At 58.2% G+C, this 14,638-nt stretch carries 14 protein-coding genes; 8 read left to right on the forward strand and 6 right to left on the reverse strand.

The genetic code is table 11. The features are described 5' to 3' along the window. Positions 1-16 precede the first annotated feature (16 nt). Entirely contained in the window at positions 17-856 is an 840-nt protein-coding gene (galU, locus tag AC4PS7_RS07305; RefSeq protein WP_003173830.1) for a UTP--glucose-1-phosphate uridylyltransferase GalU, read from the forward strand. Between the two features lie 105 nt (positions 857-961). Next, a complete protein-coding gene (gorA, locus tag AC4PS7_RS07310) occupies positions 962-2,320 on the forward strand; it encodes a glutathione-disulfide reductase (protein WP_010210355.1) in 1,359 nt (452 codons plus the stop codon). On the opposite strand, the gene AC4PS7_RS07315 is transcribed toward gorA, so the two are convergent. Beyond that, a complete protein-coding gene (locus AC4PS7_RS07315) occupies positions 2,321-3,328 on the reverse strand; it encodes a DNA-binding protein (protein WP_010210357.1) in 1,008 nt (335 codons plus the stop codon). Between the two features lie 170 nt (positions 3,329-3,498). Between AC4PS7_RS07315 and AC4PS7_RS07320 the strand changes: the two genes are divergently transcribed. The 3 genes from AC4PS7_RS07320 to ahpF all read left to right on the forward strand — a co-directional run bounded on the left by AC4PS7_RS07320 (position 3,499) and on the right by ahpF (position 6,825). Next, positions 3,499-4,425, forward strand: coding sequence for a site-specific integrase (locus AC4PS7_RS07320; protein ID WP_492179257.1), 927 nt, complete (start codon positions 3,499-3,501; stop codon positions 4,423-4,425). A 143-nt stretch (positions 4,426-4,568) separates the two neighbouring features. Further along, the gene (ahpC, locus tag AC4PS7_RS07325) at positions 4,569-5,132 is read left to right on the forward strand and encodes an alkyl hydroperoxide reductase subunit C (protein WP_010210361.1); all 564 of its coding nucleotides are present in this window, start codon (positions 4,569-4,571) and stop codon (positions 5,130-5,132) included. Positions 5,133-5,259: 127 nt separating this feature from the next. Then, on the forward strand, positions 5,260-6,825 hold the full coding sequence (gene ahpF, locus AC4PS7_RS07330; RefSeq protein ID WP_021493112.1) for an alkyl hydroperoxide reductase subunit F: 1,566 nt from the start codon (positions 5,260-5,262) through the stop codon (positions 6,823-6,825). A 49-nt stretch (positions 6,826-6,874) separates the two neighbouring features. Here the strand turns inward: ahpF and gloA are convergent, their stop codons facing one another. Then, positions 6,875-7,396 (reverse strand): lactoylglutathione lyase, encoded by a 522-nt coding sequence (gene gloA / locus AC4PS7_RS07335; protein WP_010210364.1) that lies wholly within the window; start codon positions 7,394-7,396, stop codon positions 6,875-6,877. A gap of 196 nt (positions 7,397-7,592) precedes the next feature. On the opposite strand from gloA, the gene AC4PS7_RS07340 reads away from it, so the two are divergent. Next, positions 7,593-8,129 carry a DUF4946 domain-containing protein gene (locus tag AC4PS7_RS07340; RefSeq protein WP_031291339.1) on the forward strand — a complete coding sequence of 179 codons (537 nt, stop codon included), beginning with the start codon at positions 7,593-7,595 and terminating at the stop codon, positions 8,127-8,129. Positions 8,130-8,241: 112 nt separating this feature from the next. On the opposite strand, the gene AC4PS7_RS07345 is transcribed toward AC4PS7_RS07340, so the two are convergent. The 3 genes from AC4PS7_RS07345 to AC4PS7_RS07355 all read right to left on the reverse strand — a co-directional run bounded on the left by AC4PS7_RS07345 (position 8,242) and on the right by AC4PS7_RS07355 (position 11,315). Then, entirely contained in the window at positions 8,242-8,607 is a 366-nt protein-coding gene (locus AC4PS7_RS07345; RefSeq protein WP_021493114.1) for a histone-like nucleoid-structuring protein, MvaT/MvaU family, read from the reverse strand. Positions 8,608-8,805: 198 nt separating this feature from the next. Further along, positions 8,806-10,347: an EAL domain-containing protein gene (locus AC4PS7_RS07350; protein WP_010210368.1), complete on the reverse strand. Its 1,542-nt coding sequence runs from the start codon at positions 10,345-10,347 to the stop codon at positions 8,806-8,808. 98 nt (positions 10,348-10,445) lie between these two features. After that, positions 10,446-11,315 (reverse strand): LysR family transcriptional regulator, encoded by an 870-nt coding sequence (locus AC4PS7_RS07355; protein WP_492179258.1) that lies wholly within the window; start codon positions 11,313-11,315, stop codon positions 10,446-10,448. Between the two features lie 77 nt (positions 11,316-11,392). Between AC4PS7_RS07355 and AC4PS7_RS07360 the strand changes: the two genes are divergently transcribed. Together AC4PS7_RS07360 and hppD are read left to right on the forward strand one after the other, a co-directional pair. Beyond that, complete coding sequence (locus AC4PS7_RS07360; RefSeq protein WP_038454137.1) at positions 11,393-12,316, forward strand: DMT family transporter; 924 nt, start codon at positions 11,393-11,395, stop codon at positions 12,314-12,316. A 245-nt stretch (positions 12,317-12,561) separates the two neighbouring features. Then, positions 12,562-13,638: a 4-hydroxyphenylpyruvate dioxygenase gene (gene hppD, locus AC4PS7_RS07365; RefSeq protein WP_021493116.1), complete on the forward strand. Its 1,077-nt coding sequence runs from the start codon at positions 12,562-12,564 to the stop codon at positions 13,636-13,638. Positions 13,639-13,693: 55 nt separating this feature from the next. Here the strand turns inward: hppD and rarD are convergent, their stop codons facing one another. Beyond that, on the reverse strand, positions 13,694-14,575 hold the full coding sequence (rarD, locus tag AC4PS7_RS07370) for an EamA family transporter RarD (protein ID WP_021493117.1): 882 nt from the start codon (positions 14,573-14,575) through the stop codon (positions 13,694-13,696). Positions 14,576-14,638 lie beyond the last annotated feature (63 nt).

Raw genomic sequence — 14,638 nt, forward strand, 5'->3', positions numbered from 1 at the left:
CTTTGTAAGGACTTATATGATCAAGAAATGCTTGTTCCCAGCAGCCGGTTACGGCACTCGCTTCCTGCCAGCGACCAAAGCCATGCCCAAAGAGATGCTGCCGGTGGTGAACAAGCCACTGATTCAGTACGGCGTCGAAGAGGCCCTGGATGCCGGTCTGAACGAGATCTCCATCGTCACTGGCCGTGGTAAGCGCGCGCTGGAAGACCACTTCGACATCAGCTACGAGCTGGAAAACCAGATCAAGGGCACCGACAAGGAAAAATACCTGGTCGGCATCCGCAAACTGCTGGACGAGTGCTCGTTCTCCTACACGCGTCAGACCCAGATGAAAGGCCTTGGCCACGCCATCCTGACCGGTCGCCCGCTGATCGGTGACGAGCCGTTCGCCGTGGTACTGGCGGATGACCTGTGTGTGAACCTGGAAGGCGATGGTGTGCTGACCCAGATGGTCAAGCTGTACCAGAAATACCGTTGCACCATCGTTGCAGTGATGGAAGTGAACCCGACTGAAACCAACAAGTACGGCGTTATCGCCGGCGACGACATTGGCGATGGCCTGATCCGCGTACGTGACATGGTTGAAAAACCAGCACCGGAAGATGCACCTTCCAACCTGGCAATCATTGGTCGTTACATCCTGACCCCGGATATCTTCAAGTTGATCGAAGAAACCGAGCCAGGCAAGGGCGGCGAAATCCAAATCACCGACGCCCTGCTCAAGCAAGCCAAAGACGGTTGCGTGATTGCCTACAAGTTCAAGGGCCAGCGTTTCGACTGCGGCGGCGCTGAAGGCTACATCGAGGCGACCAACTTCTGCTACGAACACTTCTACAAGACTGGTAAGGCTTACTGATTAACCCAATAAGCAGCCTGTTCTAAAAAAGCCACCTTAGGGTGGCTTTTTCGTTTTTCAGCCCCATGTAAGTCGGTATGCTGATTGCCTGCCGAGGAGAGTGAAATGGCCTACGATTTTGACCTGTATGTGATTGGCGCCGGTTCCGGCGGTGTTCGTGCGGCCCGTTTTGCCGCGGGCTTTGGAGCCAAGGTGGCTGTGGCGGAAAGCCGTTACCTGGGCGGTACCTGCGTCAACGTCGGCTGCGTACCGAAAAAGCTGCTGGTGTACGGCGCACATTTCGCCGAAGACTTTGAGCAGGCCAGTGGGTTTGGCTGGTCCCTGGGTGAGGCGAATTTTGATTGGGCCACCCTGATCGCCAACAAGGATCGTGAGATCAACCGCCTCAATGGCATCTACCGCAACTTGCTGGTCAACAGCGGCGTGACGTTGCACGAAGGGCATGCGCGGCTGGTCGATGCGCATCAGGTCGAGATCAATGGCGAGCGCTTCACCGCCAAGCATGTTCTGATTGCGACGGGTGGCTGGCCGCAAATTCCGGAGATTCCGGGGCATGAACATGCCATTGGCTCCAATGAGGCGTTCTTCCTCAAGGAATTGCCGAAGCGCGTACTGGTCGTCGGGGGTGGTTACATTGCCGTGGAGTTCGCAGGAATCTTCCATGGCCTGGGCGCGCAAACCACGCTGCTGTATCGCGGTGATCTGTTCCTGCGCGGTTTCGACGGTTCGGTGCGCACGCACCTGAAAGAAGAGCTGACCAAGCGTGGCCTGGATCTGCAATTCAATGCCGATATCGAGCGTATCGACAAGCAGGCCGACGGCAGCCTCAAGGCGACTTTGAAGGACGGCCGCGTGCTGGAGGCCGACTGTGTGTTCTACGCCACCGGGCGGCGTCCGATGCTGGACAACCTGGGGCTGGAGAATACCGGCGTCAAACTCGACAAGCGCGGCTTCATTGAGGTGGATGACCAGTACCAGACCGCCGATGCATCAATCCTGGCCATCGGCGATGTGATCGGTCGCGTGCAACTGACGCCGGTGGCCCTGGCCGAGGGCATGGCCGTGGCGCGCCGCCTGTTCAAGCCTGAGCAGTATCGCCCGGTCGACTACGCGATGATCCCGACCGCGGTGTTTAGCCTGCCGAACATTGGCACCGTGGGCCTCACCGAAGAAGAAGCGAAAGAGAAGGGCCACAAGGTGCAGATCTTTGAAAGCCGTTTCCGGCCGATGAAGCTGACCCTGACCGAGTGCCAGGAAAAGACCCTGATGAAGCTGGTGGTGGACGCCGATACCGATCAAGTGTTGGGTTGCCACATGGTCGGTCCGGACGCGGGTGAAATCGTCCAGGGCCTGGCGATCGCACTCAAAGCGGGTGCGACCAAGCAGCATTTCGATGACACCATCGGCGTACACCCCACGGCGGCGGAAGAGTTTGTCACCATGCGCACGCCTGTGGCCGACTGATCAGTCCTCGGGCGTTGCCTCTGGCGCCGTCGCAACGACGGTCGCCAGGCGCAATGCCTCAAGGCTGGCCTGGGCCTTGATCAGGTCCAATTCCAAGGTTTTGTTGGCGTGCTGGTGTTCCGCCAATGCTGCCTGGCGTGACTGGCTCTCCAGCACGGCAACGCGCAGACGCTCCTGCAGCAGGGTGCGTTCGCTGTCAATCAGGCCCACTTGTTCATTCAGCTTGAGCAGCTGGGCCTGATCTTTGCGGGATTGTTCCTGTAGCGCCGTCAACGCTTTCGATGCCACTCGATGCTCGATCAACAGTCGCTCATTGTCGCGATGCAGCTGGGTGATTTCATCCTGGCGCACCATGGCGCTCTGCTGCGCTTGGCGCAGTTCGGCCTGGACCTGTTGCAGTTGACCTTCGTGGCGACGCTGTTCCTGCTCACGCTGCTCCTTGATTGCATGGCGGTAATGCTCCAAGGCATCCCGGGCGTGTAAATGCTTTTCTTCCAGTGAGCGAATCTGCTCGTCCTTGTCGCTGATCCTTAACTCGTAATCACTGCACGCCTGGCTCAGCCCGGCGTTACGGGTTTGTTCGGTCTGCAGGCTGGTGCTGGCGGTTTGCAGCGCGGCGCTTTCCTCTGCAAGGGCGGCGGCCTGGATATCAAATTGTTGCTTGAGCTGGCTGTGGGCCTCTTCAAGGGCTTCGACCTGGGTGAGCAGGGCGGCTTTCTGTTGCTCGAACTGCGCCATGGCCAGATCGATAGGCTCCTGGGCTTTTTCCTTTAATCGTTGCGCCAGGCGCGCCACTAACTCGCCAAGCTCGTCGTCGATAGGCGCCTCGGTAATGGTGGCACGGGTCTCGCTCTCGTCGAGCTCCTTCAGATAGCGATGAATCGTGGTTTTCGAGCCCGTATTGCCCATTTCGATGCGTACGGCGTCGATGCTGGGGTTTTCGCCGCGGGCGAGGATTGCCAAGCGCGCCGTTTGAACTACTGCTTTGTTAATGCCGCCGCGAGCCATGGGGTCTCCGTCGATTTCGTATTGTGGTACATGGTATTTATATACGTATCATATCATGAACAAAATACGGTTTGAATTCATGATTTAACAGATGGGATATTGGCGTATTATCCCGTGTCATATGCGTTTGAACCGCGCAAGCACCTGCCAGCCGTACGAATAGGCCTCCCATGAGCGATCTGGACCGTTATCTCAATGCCGCCACCCGCGATAACACGCGACGCAGCTATCGCGCCGCCATCGAACATTTCGAAGTGAGTTGGGGAGGGTTCCTGCCCGCCACCAGCGACAGCGTGGCGCGTTATCTGGTGGCGCATGCCGGGGTATTGGCGGTCAACACGCTGAAGTTGCGGCTTTCGGCTTTAGCGCAGTGGCACACGAGCCAGGGCTTTCCCGATCCGACCAAGGCGCCGGTGGTGCGCAAAGTGCTCAAGGGTATTCGCGCCGTGCACCCGGTGCAGGAGAAACAGGCCGAACCTTTGCAGCTCAAGCACCTGGAGCAGGTGGTGGCGTCCCTTGAGAGCGAGGCAAAGGCCGCGGCCCACGACCTGCCTCGGCTACTGCGCGCCAAGCGCGACACCGCACTGATCCTGCTGGGCTTCTGGCGCGGGTTTCGCAGTGATGAGCTGTGCCGTCTCGAGATCGAGCATGTTCACGCCACGCCCGGCGCGGGCATCAGCGTGTATCTGCCACGCAGCAAAAGCGACCGCGACAACCTCGGCAAGACCTATCACACCCCGGCGCTGTTACGCCTGTGCCCGGTGCAGGCCTACAACGAGTGGCTCAGTGCCTCGGCGTTGGTGCGTGGCCCGGTATTTCGCGGCATCGATCGCTGGGGCAACCTGGGGGAGGAGGGGTTGCACCCCAACAGCGTAATCCCATTGCTGCGCCAGGCGCTGGAGCGTGCGGGGATTCCCGCCGAGCAATACACCAGCCACTCATTACGTCGTGGGTTTGCCACGTGGGCCCATCGCAGCGGCTGGGATTTGAAGTCGTTGATGAGTTACGTCGGCTGGAGCGACATGAAATCCGCCATGCGCTATGTTGAAGCGACGCCCTTTCTTGGCATGACCCTGGCGACGCAACCGCTACTTTGAGATTTCTTCTATTAATACAGTCTCCTGATAGGGAAAACCAATCGTCAGCATCAGGTTTGCCAATGAGCCATCGGCTCAAAGAGTGGGTAGGATTCACTTCATCAACTTTAAGCCCTTCTACAAAACCTGACGGAGAGTCAACGATGCCTATCATCAACAGCCAAGTAAAACCGTTCAAAGCTACCGCCTACAAAAACGGCAACTTCGTAGATGTGTCCGACGCCGATCTGAAAGGCAAGTGGTCCGTTGTGTTCTTCTACCCAGCCGACTTCACCTTCGTTTGCCCAACCGAACTGGAAGACCTGGCTGACAACTACGCCGAATTCCAGAAGCTGGGCGTCGAAATCTATAGCGTTTCCACCGACACCCACTTTGCCCACGCTGCTTGGCACAACACCTCGCCAGCCATCGGCAAAATCCAGTACACCATGATCGGTGACCCAACCCTGACCATCTCCCGCAACTTCGACGTACTGATCGAAGAAGCTGGCCTGGCAGACCGCGGTACGTTCGTGATCAACCCAGAAGGTCAGATCAAGATCGTTGAGCTGAACGACGGCGGTGTTGGCCGTGACGCTTCCGAGCTGCTGCGCAAAATCAAAGCGGCTCAGTACGTCGCTGCCCACCCGGGCGAAGTGTGCCCAGCCAAGTGGAAAGAAGGCGAGGCTACTCTGGCTCCGTCCCTGGACCTGGTCGGCAAGATCTAAGTCTGTGAAGTCTCAAGGGCGGTATTCCGCACTTAAGTAAGCTGCATCCGCCCCCAAAACGCCCGGGCGAGATTCGCTCGGGCGTTTTTTTGTCTGCAATAAACCGAATAAACAGGAAATCGCCCGTATGTTGGACGCCAATCTTAAAGCTCAGTTGAAGTCATACCTGGAACGGGTCACCCAGCCGATCGAGATCGTCGCCTCCCTCGACGACGGCGCGAAATCCCAGGAAATGCTTGCCCTTTTGCAGGATGTTGTCAGCCTCACGACGCTGATTACCCTGAAAACCGATGGTGATGATGCGCGTAAGCCGTCGTTCTCCATCAACCGCCCGGGTGCCGAGATCAGCCTGCGTTTTGCCGGCATCCCCATGGGTCATGAATTCACTTCGTTGGTGCTGGCCCTGCTGCAAGTCGGTGGCCACCCGTCGAAGGCCAGTGTCGAAGTGATTGAACAGATCCGCGCCCTTAAAGGCGAGTTCAGCTTCGAGACCTACTTTTCGCTGTCCTGCCAGAACTGCCCGGACGTGGTCCAGGCGCTCAACCTGATGGCCGTGCTCAACCCGAACATTCGCCACGTCGCCATCGATGGCGCGCTGTTCCAGGCTGAAGTCGACGAACGTCAGATCATGGCGGTGCCCAGCGTTTACTTGAACGGTGTGAACTTCGGCCAGGGCCGCATGGGCCTGGAAGAAATTCTCGCCAAGCTCGACACCAGTGGGATCGAAAAAGCCGCCGAGAAAATCAGTGCCAAAGACGCCTTTGATGTGCTTGTCGTCGGTGGTGGTCCAGCCGGTTCTTCGGCGGCCATCTATGCCGCACGTAAAGGCATTCGTACCGGCGTCGCTGCCGAGCGTTTTGGTGGCCAGGTGCTGGACACCATGTCCATCGAGAACTTCATCTCGGTGCAGGAAACCGAAGGCCCAAAACTGGCCAGCGCCCTGGAAGCCCATGTACGCCAGTACGACGTGGACATCATGAACCTGCAGCGCGCCAGCAGCCTGGTGCCGGCGAAAAACGCCGGTGACCTGCACGAAATTCGTTTCGAAAGCGGCGCGACCCTCAAGTCCAAGACCGTGATCCTGGCCACCGGCGCCCGCTGGCGCGAAATGGGTGTGCCGGGCGAGCAGGAATACAAGGCCAAAGGCGTGTGCTTCTGCCCGCACTGCGACGGCCCGCTGTTCAAGGGCAAGCGTGTGGCGGTGATCGGCGGTGGTAACTCCGGCGTTGAAGCGGCCATCGACCTGGCCGGCATCGTCAGCCACGTCACCTTGCTTGAGTTCGACAGCAAGTTGCGCGCCGACGCCGTGTTGCAACGCAAGCTCTACAGCCTGCCCAACGTTGACGTGATCACCAGCGCGCTGACCAGCGAAGTGAAAGGTGATGGCCAGAAAGTCACCGGCCTGGCGTACAAGGATCGCGACAGCGGCGAGTTCAAGACCATTGACCTGGAAGGTATCTTCGTACAGATCGGTTTGCTGCCCAACACCGACTGGCTCAAAGGCACCGTGGAGCTGACGCCGCGTGGCGAAATCATCGTCGATGCGCGTGGTGAGACTTCACTGCCAGGTGTGTTCGCCGCCGGCGACGTGACGACGGTGCCGTACAAGCAGATCGTGATTGCGGTGGGCGAGGGTGCCAAGGCTTCCCTGAGTGCTTTCGATCACCTGATCCGCACTTCCGCTCCGGCGTAAATCCGAAGCCGCAATGAAAACCCCATGAGCGATCATGGGGTTTTTTTCGTTATAGCGGTGCGGGCTGGATAATCTCGACCCAGTACGCGTCCGGGTCCTTGATGAAGGCCAGGCTTTTCATGCGGCCATCGGTCAGGCGTTTCTGGAAGTCGCAGCCTAGGGCTTCGAAACGTTCGCAGGCAGCGACGATATCCGGCACCGAGATACAGATGTGACCAAAACCACGTGGGTCGGTATTACCATTGTGGTAGGCAAAGTCGGCGTCGTTTTCGGTGCCATGGTTGTGGGTCAGTTCCAGGATACCTGGGATCGACTTCATCCACTGGGTACGCTCGGCGGCGTCGGCCGGAATCTGGGACTTGTCCACCAGGGCCAGGAAGTACAGGCTGAATTCGGCTTCCGGAAAGTCACGCTTTTCAACCAGGGAGAAACCGAGGACGCGGGTGTAGAAGTCCAGAGACTTGGTGATGTCCTTGACCCGCAGCATGGTGTGGTTGAACACGAAGTTCGTGGTGGCGGTGTCCGGTTGGGCAGTGACGCCCGGGAAAGTGTTCAGTTCGTGCAGGCTCATGGGCCCTCCAGAAAAAATGGGGCAAACGCGGCTCTGAAATGTGAGCGGTTCCTTGGCTTGCGGCTGGCATCCGTGCAGCCGGACCATGATACGCAAGGCTCGCCCCAGGCGCCAAATGAAAAAGCCCAAGCAAGCCTTGCGACACATGGGCGCGGGGGCTCAAACTTTGGCGCTTGAACCTTGGGTATTTTTCACAATGATCGCATTTCGTAAACCGCTGTTGAGCGCTGTGTGTGTGCTGTTGGGCAGTTCCTTCGTGCTGGCGGCCGACCCCGAAATTCATTGGCCCAGTGGCTGGCAGGTTGAAGAGGTTGTCCCGGATGGTGACGCACCTGCCAAACCCCAGCCGGTGTCGCGACAGCGTGCGATAAAGAATGATGAAAATGGCGCGACCTTGATGGTGATGGAGTTGACGGGGACGCCGATTGAAGCGGGGCATAAGGTTAATCTTCAAGGCGTACTGCTGGAGATGCGCAAGTCCATCCAGAAAGATTTTGCCCAAGGTGGTTATCAAAGTGTGTGCAGCAAGATGCGCCCTACAACATTGAGTCATCTTGACGCGTTGGAAACTACGTGTGTGATAACCGAAAACGGGCGTCACGTGCTTTCGCAAACATTGGTGGGCGCGGTTGATGCCGATAAGGCGTATGTTTTTTCATACGCAGGGCAGGCGGATGCGTACGAAGCCAGCAAGGACGAAGTCAGTTCGGTGCGCGATAGCCTCAAACTTTAAGTGTGTAATGTCCGGCGGTTCTGAACATAATGAAACGTTATTTAAGTTCGATTTCGAACCGTTGAAATAAAAAAGCCCCGCTTAAGCGGGGCTCTTTGTTAGTGCAGTGCGATCAGCCGCGAAGCCAGGAGTCTACAGTGGCAGCGCCGTACTGTTCTTTCCAGGCCTTGAGGCCACGGTGGTTGCCGCCTTTGGTTTCGATCAGCTCACCGGTGTGTGGGTTCTGGTAAACCTTGACCACGCGGGCGCGGCGCTGTTTTGGTGCGCTGACGGCAGCAGCGCTGGACTTGCCCGGGTTTGGATCAAGGATGGAAATGATGTCACGCAGGCTTTTGCCGTAGGTCTTCATCAGGCCCTGGAGCTTTTCTTCGAATTCGATTTCTTTCTTCAGGCCGGCGTCGTTTTTCAGGGACTCCAGCTGGGCAAGCTGCTCTTGAAGGGCTTTTTCGGCTGCGCGAAATTCGGCGAGTCTGGACAAAATAGGTACTCCAATAGTGTGTTTGGCTGATATCAACTGCAGACAAAGCTATAAGCCAAGCGCTTTAAGGCGACTCAAGAAAGAAGCCGTCTCGCGAGTTCTGCACAGGCTGAAAAAATTGTAGTAGTTAATGTGCTAAGAGTAAATCATGTCTTTTGGCTAAATAAAATTATTTCAGCGCAGGTAGTGCATGGCTATTCAATGGCTGACCAGTGATTGAATAAATTCGTCGCACGGCAATGGCTTTCCGAACAGGTAGCCCTGCAGGAAGTCCACGCCTTGGGCGGCCAGGTAATCGGACTGTTCAGGCGTTTCCACACCTTCTGCAACGATGCCCAAGTCGAGTTTGCCGGACAGTTCAATGATGCTGTCGAGAATATGCAGCGATAATGCATCCGCACCGATCATGGCGACAAAACTCTGGTCGATCTTCAAGTAGTCGACATTGAAGTTACGTAAATAGCCCAGGCTTGAGTGGCCGGTTCCAAAGTCATCAATAGCGATCATCACCCCCAGTTGATGCAGGGCGTCGAACAGGCGGCGGGTGATATCGGTGGGCACGATCAGCTCGCGCTCGGTCAACTCCAGCACCAGGGTGACCTGGCCAACGGGAAAGGCGGCGAGAAACTCTCGGCAGTCATCCACCAAGGCCAAATCCTGGCAGTGGCGTGCGGTGATGTTGACGCCGATATGAAACCCAGGGCTGAAACGCGACGCGTGGGGCGACAGTTGTGCCGCGGTCTGGCGTAACAGGGCACGGGTCATGGGGACTATCAGGCCAGAGTGCTCGGCCAGAGGAATAAACAGGTCGGGCCGCACCAGGCCTTCTTTGGGATGTTGCCAGCGCATCAGTACTTCACATCCCGCCCACTCGCGGGTATCCCCCCTTACCACTGGCTGGAAATACGGAATGAACTCATTGGCACCCAGCGCCCGTTGCAATTCTTGAGTCGGTGCCGAGGAGCGCTTTTGCAGCCAGTGGGCCAAAAAACCCGCCAGCACGCCAAAAAACACGATCAGGCTGAACATTGCCGGGTAACGGGCCTGCATGTAGCGCCACACTTCGCCCGCCGGCATGCCTGCGTTGACGCTGTAGTGATAGCGTTCGGACGCCAAGTGCTCGTTAGCCACGGCAAATACCGGCATCGCCGTGTCACGCACCTTGCCATCAGTCCCCAGCCAATTCGGGCCAACCTGCAGTACCAGATGGGCGTATAGGTTGATCAGGCGCAGGGCGTTGGTCAGGTGATAGCCGTCTATCGAAGCAAAAGCGGCCTTGTCACCGTCAACCAGCCGGTAGACCAGCAGTGCGGTGTCGGGGGTCACCGGGTTGCCATTCATCAGCCATAACTGGCCGGCCACATAGTCATCCGGGTTGACCGGTGACATGTAGTTGCTGCCGAACAATGAGCTGCAATAGATGTTTTTTTGCCAGGACAGGGTGGTCGCACGCACAAAGGGCCTGCGAGTGACCTGTTCGCGCAGCGCCAGCTGTGCGCCGCTATCACAGGGTTGCCCCGCCAATGGCAGCAAGGCCTGGGCGGCGAGGGCGGTGTTGTCGAGCATCAGGTCGAATTGGCGCACCGCCTCCTGCGCGGTCTGGGCCGAACTTTGTTGCAAGGTACGTTCGGCTTGCCAGTGCAGGATGATGACCCCGAGCGCAATCGGCAGCAGCGCACTCAGTGAGGTGATCAGGTAACGACTGGCGCGTTTTCGCGGGCCGTTGATGGTCAGTGGCATGGGGTGAACGGCCTGTTGCAGGAATCAGATTCAGTCGATGATAGATGGCCCGACCGAAATAAGCTCGCGGTACCTAACCATTTGGCCAGTATGCGTCGCTACAACGCCAGACCTTGGGCAATACGGATAAAAGCGAGCGTCGCCGGGGAAGACTGACGCCGGTCCAGTACGGCGAGGCCAACCTGGCGCGGCACACGCGGGGATAATACGCGCTGTACGTAGCGAGGATCGTGGCCGGCCGGCAACGAGGCCTGCGCCACGACGCTCACCGCGTCACCCCGGCTGACGGTTTCCAAGGTGCTCAGCAGTTGCGAGCAGCGATAACGCACATTCGGGGTCAGCCGCGCCTCGTTGAACAAGCGCACCACTAATTCAGTTGACCCGGCCTCGGTCAGCGCGAAAGGGTCGTTGCACAAGTCCTTGAGGCTCACGTGTTCGCGGCCAGCCAGCTTATGATCGGACGGCAGCAGCGCCACCATCTGGTCCTCGAACAGTGGGAAAGTGTCGAAGCGTTCCTGGTCCAGCACCACAAAGCCAATATCAACCCGGCGTTCATCGAGCCATTGGATGACTTGTCTGTCCGGCCCTTCATCCACGTGCACCTCAATGCCCGGATACGCCACGCGGAACCGGTTGAGAATCTTCGGCAGCAAGTAAGTCGAGGAGGTGGGGCCGAATGAGCCGATGCGCAGTGTCCCGCGTTTCATGCCCCGGGCGTCCGCGGCCTCCTGTTGCAAGGTGTTTGCCAGGCCTAGCATCGCCCGAGCGCGTCCCAGCAACTGCGCGCCGATATCGCTCAGCTCGACCTGGGCATGGTGGCGCCTGAACAACGCCACCCCCAGTTCCTGTTCCAGGCCTTTGATCGCGTGGGACACTGCCGACTGGCTGATGCCGAGGCGATGGGCTGCGCTGGTAAAGCCTTGCAGCTCGGCCACCAGCGAGAAGATTTCAAGTTGAGTCAGGGTCATGAGTGATCACTCATTTTACGATGACTTTGTATTACCAGAACAATGCAGGCACCTTCAAGCCAGTAGAGCCCTATCCCGTGCATTCGAGCTCAGATCGCATCACTTATATGAAGTTGGCGGCTGTCACCATGATCTGGGGCGGCACCTTCGTGGCCGGTCGCTACCTGAGCGGGACGGTCGACCCTTTGCTGGCGGCCAGCCTGCGGTTCGCGCTGGCCAGCCTGGCCTTACTGGGATTCCTGGGCTTGGCACGCATCCCACTGGCCCGCCCAAGCCCCAGACAGTTACTGCAACTGGGGATGCTGGGTTTCTTCGGGATTTTTTTCTACAACCTGTGTTTCTTCTACGGATTGCAGTCCATCAACGCTTCGCGAGCCTCATTGATCGTGGCGCTTAACCCGGCGGTGATCGGCCTGGCGTCGCGTTGGCTGTTCAAGGAGCGCCTGGGTGCCAGCAACGTCGCTGGGATCCTGCTGTGTCTGACGGGTGCCGCCGTGGTCATTGTCAGTCGCAATCCCCACGTGCTGAATGAAGCAACCAGCAGCTGGCGTGGGGATTTACTCATCTTCGGGTGTGTCGTGGGGTGGGGCATCTATTCACTGTTTTCCCGTGGCTTGAACCAGAGCCTTGGGCCGCTGCAGACGGTCACCTGGTCGATACTGCTGGGAACCCTGATGCTCACCCTCACAACGCTGATCATGGGCCGCTTTACACTTGAAGCAATGGGTCGCCTGCAGACTGCGCAGGGGCTGAGCCTGGCGTACCTCGGCGTGCTTGGCTCGGCGCTGGCCTATATCGGCTATTACGATGGCATCCGCCGTATCGGCGCGACACGTTCCGGCGTATTTATAGCGCTTAACCCCCTCACCGCGGTGATCTGCGGCGCTTTGCTGCTGGATGAACCGTTGAGCCTGCCCATGCTGATCGGCGGGGCGGTGATCCTGCTGGGCATCTACCTCTGCAACAAACCCCTTGCACGCGCCAGGGCAATGGGGATTTGATAAGAGTACGGACAAATACGGTTACGCTGTGTAGAATCGATTTACGCATACAAGAATATGGACTTGCGCTCACGCAAGCCTAAGCCGTCAGAGACTGATGACCCCATGAAGCTACTCGGCTCCCCCCTCATCTTTGGTGACTTCCTCGCCCGCAGCGTGCGAGGCCTTTCCTGTGCGCCACCCTGCAACCTCATCCTTGCTCGCCATTAATACTGTGTCTATTACAAGAATGATGAGGTGTCACCATGGCAGATCTATACGAAAACCCAATGGGCCTGATGGGCTTTGAATTCATCGAATTCGCGTCGCCGACGCCGGGCACCCTGGAGCCGATCTTCGAGATCATGGGCTTCACCAAAGTCGCGACCCACCGTTCCAAGAACGTGCACCTGTACCGCCAGGGCGAGATCAACCTGATCCTCAACAACGAGCCCAACAGCATCGCCTCCTACTTTGCGGCCGAACACGGCCCGTCGGTGTGCGGCATGGCGTTCCGCGTGAAGGATTCGCAAAAGGCCTACAACCGCGCCCTGGAACTCGGCGCCCAACCGATCCATATTGACACCGGGCCGATGGAATTGAACCTGCCGGCGATCAAGGGCATCGGCGGCGCGCCGTTGTACCTGATCGACCGTTTCGGCGAAGGCAGCTCGATCTACGACATCGACTTCGTGTACCTCGAAGGTGTGGAGCGCAATCCGGTCGGTGCAGGTCTCAAAGTCATCGACCACCTGACCCACAACGTCTATCGCGGCCGCATGGTCTACTGGGCCAACTTCTACGAGAAATTGTTCAACTTCCGTGAAGCGCGTTACTTCGATATCAAGGGCGAGTACACCGGCCTGACTTCCAAGGCCATGAGTGCGCCGGACGGCATGATCCGCATCCCGCTGAACGAAGAGTCGTCCAAGGGCGCGGGGCAGATCGAAGAGTTCCTGATGCAGTTCAACGGCGAAGGCATCCAGCACGTGGCGTTCCTCACCGACGACCTGGTCAAGACCTGGGACGCGTTGAAGAAAATCGGCATGCGCTTCATGACCGCGCCGCCAGACACTTATTACGAAATGCTCGAAGGCCGCCTGCCTGACCACGGCGAGCCGGTGGATCAACTGCAGGCACGCGGTATCCTGCTGGACGGATCTTCCGTGGAAGGCGACAAACGCCTGCTGCTGCAGATCTTCTCGGAAACCCTGATGGGCCCGGTGTTCTTCGAATTCATCCAGCGCAAGGGCGACGATGGGTTTGGCGAGGGCAACTTCAAGGCGCTGTTCGAGTCCATCGAACGTGACCAGGTGCGTCGTGGTGTATTGACCGCCGATTAAGCGTCAAAAAGCCCGGCCGAGGGTGACCCCGGCCGGGCTTTTTATTGCCTGCGCATCAGGTTTTGCGTTGATGCACCAGGTGCTTGAAGCCTTCAAACACCAGCACCATTACCGCCAACCAGATCGGGATGTAGGTGAGCCACTCGCCACCCTTGATGCCTTCACCCAAGATCAGCGCCACGCCTAACAGCAGGACCGGCTCAACATAGCTAAGCAACCCGAACAGGCTGAACGCCAGCAACCGGCTGGCGATGATATAGCTCACCAGCGCCGAGGCGCTGATCAGGCCCAGCATCGGGATCAGCGCATACAGTTTCGGGTGGGCATCCATCACCGCAAAGCCTTGCTCGCCACTCTGCACAAACCACCAGGCCACCGGCAGCATCAACGCCATATCCAGCCAGAGCCCACCCAGATGGTCGGTCTTGAGGTACTTGCGCACGATGAAATACACCGGGTAGCCGATGATCACCACCAGCGTTGCCCAGGAAAACCCACCGGCCTGATACAGCTCGTTGAGCACCCCGAGGGCCGCAAAAAACACGGCAATCCGTTGCAAGTAGGACAGTTGTTCGCCCCACACCAGGCGCCCGGTCAGCACCATGGTCAGCGGCAGCAGGAAGTACCCCACCGACACATCCAGGCTGCGCCCATTCAGCGGCGCCCACATGAATAGCCACAATTGCACGCCCAACAAGGCAGAGGACAGCAACACACCCGCAATCAAGCGTGGCTTGGCCGCCAACAGCTGCAGCAGCTCCCACACCCGCCGCCATTCGCCGCTGACGATCATGAACACCGTCATGCACGGCACGGTCAGCAACATGCGCCAGCCGAAAATCTCCAGGCCGCTCAAGGGCGTGAGCAATGATGTGAAGTAATACATCACGGCAAACAGCACCGAGGCCAAGACCGATAAAACAACTCCTTTAGACACTCTGTCCTCGCGAAAACCGTTGATACAAAAGATAAGGGGATTATGGAGCTTTTGGCGGGAGAG

The organism is Pseudomonas sp. DW-iso3 (assembly GCF_058725305.1).

Excerpts from the sequence above, each read along its gene's own strand:
- AC4PS7_RS07340 (WP_031291339.1), top strand. The coding sequence starts at position 7,593 with ATGATCGCATTTCGTAAACCGCTGTTGAGCGCTGTGTGTGTGCTGTTG.
- AC4PS7_RS07355 (WP_492179258.1), bottom strand. The coding sequence starts at position 11,315 with ATGACCCTGACTCAACTTGAAATCTTCTCGCTGGTGGCCGAGCTGCAA.
- hppD (WP_021493116.1), top strand. The coding sequence starts at position 12,562 with ATGGCAGATCTATACGAAAACCCAATGGGCCTGATGGGCTTTGAATTC.
- ahpF (WP_021493112.1), top strand. The coding sequence starts at position 5,260 with ATGTTGGACGCCAATCTTAAAGCTCAGTTGAAGTCATACCTGGAACGG.
- gorA (WP_010210355.1), top strand. The coding sequence starts at position 962 with ATGGCCTACGATTTTGACCTGTATGTGATTGGCGCCGGTTCCGGCGGT.
- AC4PS7_RS07320 (WP_492179257.1), top strand. The coding sequence starts at position 3,499 with ATGAGCGATCTGGACCGTTATCTCAATGCCGCCACCCGCGATAACACG.
- AC4PS7_RS07350 (WP_010210368.1), bottom strand. The coding sequence starts at position 10,347 with ATGCCACTGACCATCAACGGCCCGCGAAAACGCGCCAGTCGTTACCTG.
- galU (WP_003173830.1), top strand. The coding sequence starts at position 17 with ATGATCAAGAAATGCTTGTTCCCAGCAGCCGGTTACGGCACTCGCTTC.
- AC4PS7_RS07315 (WP_010210357.1), bottom strand. The coding sequence starts at position 3,328 with ATGGCTCGCGGCGGCATTAACAAAGCAGTAGTTCAAACGGCGCGCTTG.
- ahpC (WP_010210361.1), top strand. The coding sequence starts at position 4,569 with ATGCCTATCATCAACAGCCAAGTAAAACCGTTCAAAGCTACCGCCTAC.
- gloA (WP_010210364.1), bottom strand. The coding sequence starts at position 7,396 with ATGAGCCTGCACGAACTGAACACTTTCCCGGGCGTCACTGCCCAACCG.